Source organism: Pseudoduganella sp. RAF53_2 (assembly GCF_052113985.1).
Classification (GTDB): Bacteria; Pseudomonadota; Gammaproteobacteria; order Burkholderiales; family Burkholderiaceae_D; genus Rugamonas.
In genome coordinates this window covers 1-3,792 of the sequence record NZ_JBFRDW010000603.1, presented here as the reverse complement: position 1 = coordinate 3,792, position 3,792 = coordinate 1, and the positions used below count along the sequence as shown (strand labels likewise).

General features: G+C 63.0%; 5 protein-coding genes. 1 reads left to right on the top strand and 4 read right to left on the bottom strand.

Annotation, left to right across the window (positions count from 1 at the left end; all coding sequences use genetic code 11):
• Nucleotides 1–1,284 (top strand): TonB-dependent receptor domain-containing protein (locus AB4Z11_RS26240; RefSeq protein ID WP_442028780.1); only part of this gene is annotated, 1,284 nt, incomplete at its 5' end.
• A 102-nt stretch (nt 1,285–1,386) separates the two neighbouring features.
• Here the strand turns inward: AB4Z11_RS26240 and AB4Z11_RS26235 are convergent.
• The 4 genes from AB4Z11_RS26235 to AB4Z11_RS26220 all read right to left on the bottom strand — a co-directional run.
• The gene (locus AB4Z11_RS26235) at nt 1,387–2,667 is read right to left on the bottom strand and encodes a DUF2325 domain-containing protein (RefSeq protein ID WP_442028779.1); all 1,281 of its coding nucleotides are present in this window, start codon (nt 2,665–2,667) and stop codon (nt 1,387–1,389) included.
• 12 nt (nt 2,668–2,679) lie between these two features.
• The gene (locus tag AB4Z11_RS26230; RefSeq protein WP_442028778.1) at nt 2,680–3,000 is read right to left on the bottom strand and encodes a hypothetical protein; all 321 of its coding nucleotides are present in this window, start codon (nt 2,998–3,000) and stop codon (nt 2,680–2,682) included.
• A gap of 65 nt (nt 3,001–3,065) precedes the next feature.
• The gene (gene hemP / locus AB4Z11_RS26225) at nt 3,066–3,254 is read right to left on the bottom strand and encodes a hemin uptake protein HemP (RefSeq protein ID WP_442028777.1); all 189 of its coding nucleotides are present in this window, start codon (nt 3,252–3,254) and stop codon (nt 3,066–3,068) included.
• Nucleotides 3,255–3,363: 109 nt separating this feature from the next.
• On the bottom strand, nt 3,364–3,792 hold a 429-nt coding region (locus AB4Z11_RS26220), incomplete at its 5' end, for a helix-turn-helix domain-containing protein (RefSeq protein ID WP_442028776.1).

The following is a 3,792-nucleotide window of genomic DNA, read 5'->3' as shown; positions in this document are numbered from 1 at the left end:
GACGCACACGGTTCCCGTGAACTGTTCGATCTGCCAGGCGGCAAGGCAAGCATCGCAGTGGGCGGCGACTGGCGCCAGTACAAGTACGAGCAGACTCCATCGGAAGCTGCTGCGACCGGCAAGGTGTACAACCTGAACGCGCCTCCAGCTTACGACATGACCCGTGACGGCTACGGCGCCTTCGCCGAACTGGCCGCTCCAGTCATCAAGAAAGTGGAACTGTCGGCAGCTGTGCGTTACGACTCGTTCTCGGCAATCGACAACGGCATCACCGGCACCACCCTGGGCAACCGCGAATCCGCAACCACCTACAAGGTGAGCGCTCGCTGGCAGCCAGTGCAGTCCGTGCTGATCCGCGGTTCCTACGGCACCGGCTTCAAGGCGCCTTCGATGCTGGACATTGGCCAGCCGCTGGTTAACGCCGGCTTCACCGCCGGTAACTTCAACTGCCCAATCGCGAGCGCTGACTACTGCCGTCCAGGTAAGACCCAGTACAACGTGATCTCCGGCGGTAATGCAGATCTGAAGCCAGAGAAGTCCAAGCAGTTCACCCTGGGCTTCCGCGTTGAGCCAACCAATGCCTTCTCCTTCGGCGCCGACCTGTGGGACGTGAAGATCGACGACAAAGTGTCCGCGATCTCCGAGCAGCAGGCATTTGCCGATCCGGTGAAGTTCCGTGACCTGTTCACCACCTACACCGAGCCAGCAACCGGCAATACCTACTGGGCGTTCAAGTCGCTGTCGATCAACATCGGCCACACCCACCAGCAAGGTATCGACTGGGATACCACCGTGCGTCACAAGTTCGGTTTCGGTAACCTGACCTCGAACCTGGCCGGCACCTACCTGCTGAAGTCGAACTACACCGTTCCTGGTACCAGCGACCAGTGGACCAACGACATGAACTTCTTCGGTATCGACAACAAGGTATCGTTCCGTCACGTGATCCGTTGGACCACCACCCTGGACACCGGTGCGTTCAGCAACACCATCATCGCCAACTACCGCAACGGCTACACCGACGCGGAAGCGACCGTGCGTAACCTGACCACCAACAAGAACGAAGTGATTCGTCTGGATGTGCCTTCGTACATCACCTGGGATTGGCAGGGCAAGTGGAACGTGACCAAGGCAGTCCAGCTGCGCGCTGGTATCAAGAATCTGCTGGATCGCGATCCGCCGCTGTCGCTGCGTAACTCCTCGGGCCACCAGGTTGGCTTCGACCCACGTTACGCCGATGTCTTCGGCCGTACCTTCTACGTTAGCGGTGCTTACACCTTCTAAACCAAGGGCATGAAACTGGTGGCTGCCACATCGTGGCAGCCACCTGGTTTCAGTCTCTGGTTTGAGCAAACGCCCCGGGCGCTTCGGCGCACGGGGCGTTTTTTATTGCGCGAGTTCTTCCAGTTTGAGCTGCAGCGTCGAGAGGCTGGGCTTGTCGACGAAAACGCAGCGTTTGCCGTGGCGTTTGCAGTAGTCCTTCACGCGCCAGTAGGCGGCGTGGCTGATGCAGCCGGTCTGGCAGATCACCAGGTCGGCGGAGGCCAGGCTGGATTCGAGCTGGTTGGCGTTGTGTTCAAGGCCGCCGTCGTGATGGCTGAAGCGCGCGCCGGCCTGCTCCAGCAGGGCACGGTAGCTGGCCACGTTGCCGCTGCGGCCGCCGACGCACAGTACATGGCGTTCGGCGAGGCGGCCATGCAGGACGACCTGGCGCTCGGCGAGACGGCCATGCAGGACGGCCTGGCGCGYGTCTCCACCGGGTTCCGTGGCTGCCGCCGCGTCGCCCGGTAGGCGATGGCTTGCTGCGAGGGCGCGTCCGGGCGCGGAGTCGCTGCCAGGCGCGGCGTGGCACGTCGGCGTGTCTTCGGCACGCACGTTTTCCGCTTCGCTCAGCGCGCGGCGCAGGTCGGCAATCTGTTGCCGTTGCGAGCGTTCGCGTTCTTCGGCCAGTTCCAGCTGGCGTGCCAGGCGTTCGCGTGTGGCCAGGCCGGGTATGGATGCGCGCAGCTCTTCCAGTTCCTGCCGCAGCGACGAGATGATGCTGTCGCGCCCAATCAGCTGCGCGCGCAGTTGCATCATGGCCACGTTGTGGCGCTCCTGTTCCGCCGTGCGCTCCTGCTGCGCCGCTGCGCTGCGCTGTTGCAGACGCGCGAGCTCGCGGGTGAGGACGGCATTGTCAGTGGCGAGTCCATTCAGGCGCTGAATATCGGCGCGGGCAACGGCGCCTGCCTGGTGCTGGATCATGTGCAGGTCGCGGCACATCAGTTCTTCCAGCGCCTGCGTGCAGTGCGGATGCGTCAGGCCGGCGAAAAAGGCGCCGGACACATCGCCGCTGGATACGGCCTTATGCCATAAGGCTTCCAGCGCAGTGCTGTCCTTGGCGCTGCGGAAGCGCTGCAGCGTGACGGCATAGCGGCGCTCCAGTTCCTTCTGCACCGCTTCGGACAGGCGATTGCGGCTGCCGCATTCGCTCACGGTGCCGACGTGGATTTCGTAATCGCTCGCGATCGGCGTGCCGCCGGCCGCTTTGCCGACTACTTTGCGCAGTACCGGCAAGGGCAGGCCGACGCCAACCAATGGACAGAGACAGTTATGTCCCAGTTCCCAGATGCGGCGCCGCCTCGGCGCTGGCGCGGCGGGCAGCAGCGCTTCGTGTTGATCGCACATGGCGCACCCCCATCAGGCGAGTTGCGGGGCAGGACGCTGGCGACCCATGATGCGGCTCAGGAAGCTGGGCTGCGGCTGCGGCAGCGAGCGTTCCACGACAGCCGCCCATTGCTCGGACAGCTGCTGGCAGGTCGCGCTCAGCACTGGCGCCAGGCCGGGCAGGGTGGACAGCGCTTTCAAATGGCGTTCGATAACCGACGCCAGCTTGACGCAGCCGCCGTTGTCGCCGGCATTCGCGGTGTAGTGCGACATCAGGTGCAGCACCGCGGAGAGCATCAGTTCCGGATGCTGATTGGGTTCGTGGAAGATCGGGTCGTTCTGGTCGATAGCCATGGTCACTCCATCAAAGGCTTGGGTGGCTGGCTGCCGCGTTGGGGCGGTTGGCTGGCGGGGGAAAATCAGGCGGTCAGGATCAGTTTATTCAGCTGGGTAATGCGCAAGCGATAGATGCGGCCGGCGTGTTCGATTTCGATTTCACGCTTGTCCTGCATCAAGCCGGCCGTGGTGTAGCGCGGTACTTGCGGCGCGGCTGGCGGCACGGCAGGTGCGAGGCCGGTGGCGGGGGAGGTGGTCTCAGTGCTGTGCATTGTTTTTGTCCTTGAATAAGAATGATTCGCATTTGCATTATGAGGAGCACGAAACCGCTTGTCAATAAAAAAAGACCCGCCGAAGCGGGCCCAAGCTGGGTGAGAAAGTTCAGAGGGCAGCCAGCAGCGGTGCTGGGGCTTCCGCCGGCGCGGCAGCTTTGCCTCGGCCCGGCAGTTTGCTGCGGGCGCGGGAGGGCGGCAGCCGGCGCAGACACTTGAGCGCATCGACATCCTTGATGCCGATGGTGCGCTGGTCCACGCTGATCAGGCCGATTTCATTGAATGCGGATAGGGTGCGGCTGACGGTTTCCAGAGTCAGGCCCAGGTAGGAGCCAATCTCGTGGCGCGTCATGCGCAGATTAAAGAGTTTGCTGGAATAGCCCATCTGGGCAAAGCGTTCCGACAGCGACACCAGGAAGCGCGCCACGCGGGCTTCGGCGCTGAGCGCGCCCAGCATGCCGATCATGGCTTGTTCGCGCACCAGTTCGCGGCTCATCACGCCGTACATCATGTTTTCCAGTTCCAGATGGATGCGGCC

Excerpts from the sequence above, each read along its gene's own strand:
- hemP (WP_442028777.1), bottom strand. The coding sequence starts at position 3,254 with ATGCACAGCACTGAGACCACCTCCCCCGCCACCGGCCTCGCACCTGCC.
- AB4Z11_RS26230 (WP_442028778.1), bottom strand. The coding sequence starts at position 3,000 with ATGGCTATCGACCAGAACGACCCGATCTTCCACGAACCCAATCAGCAT.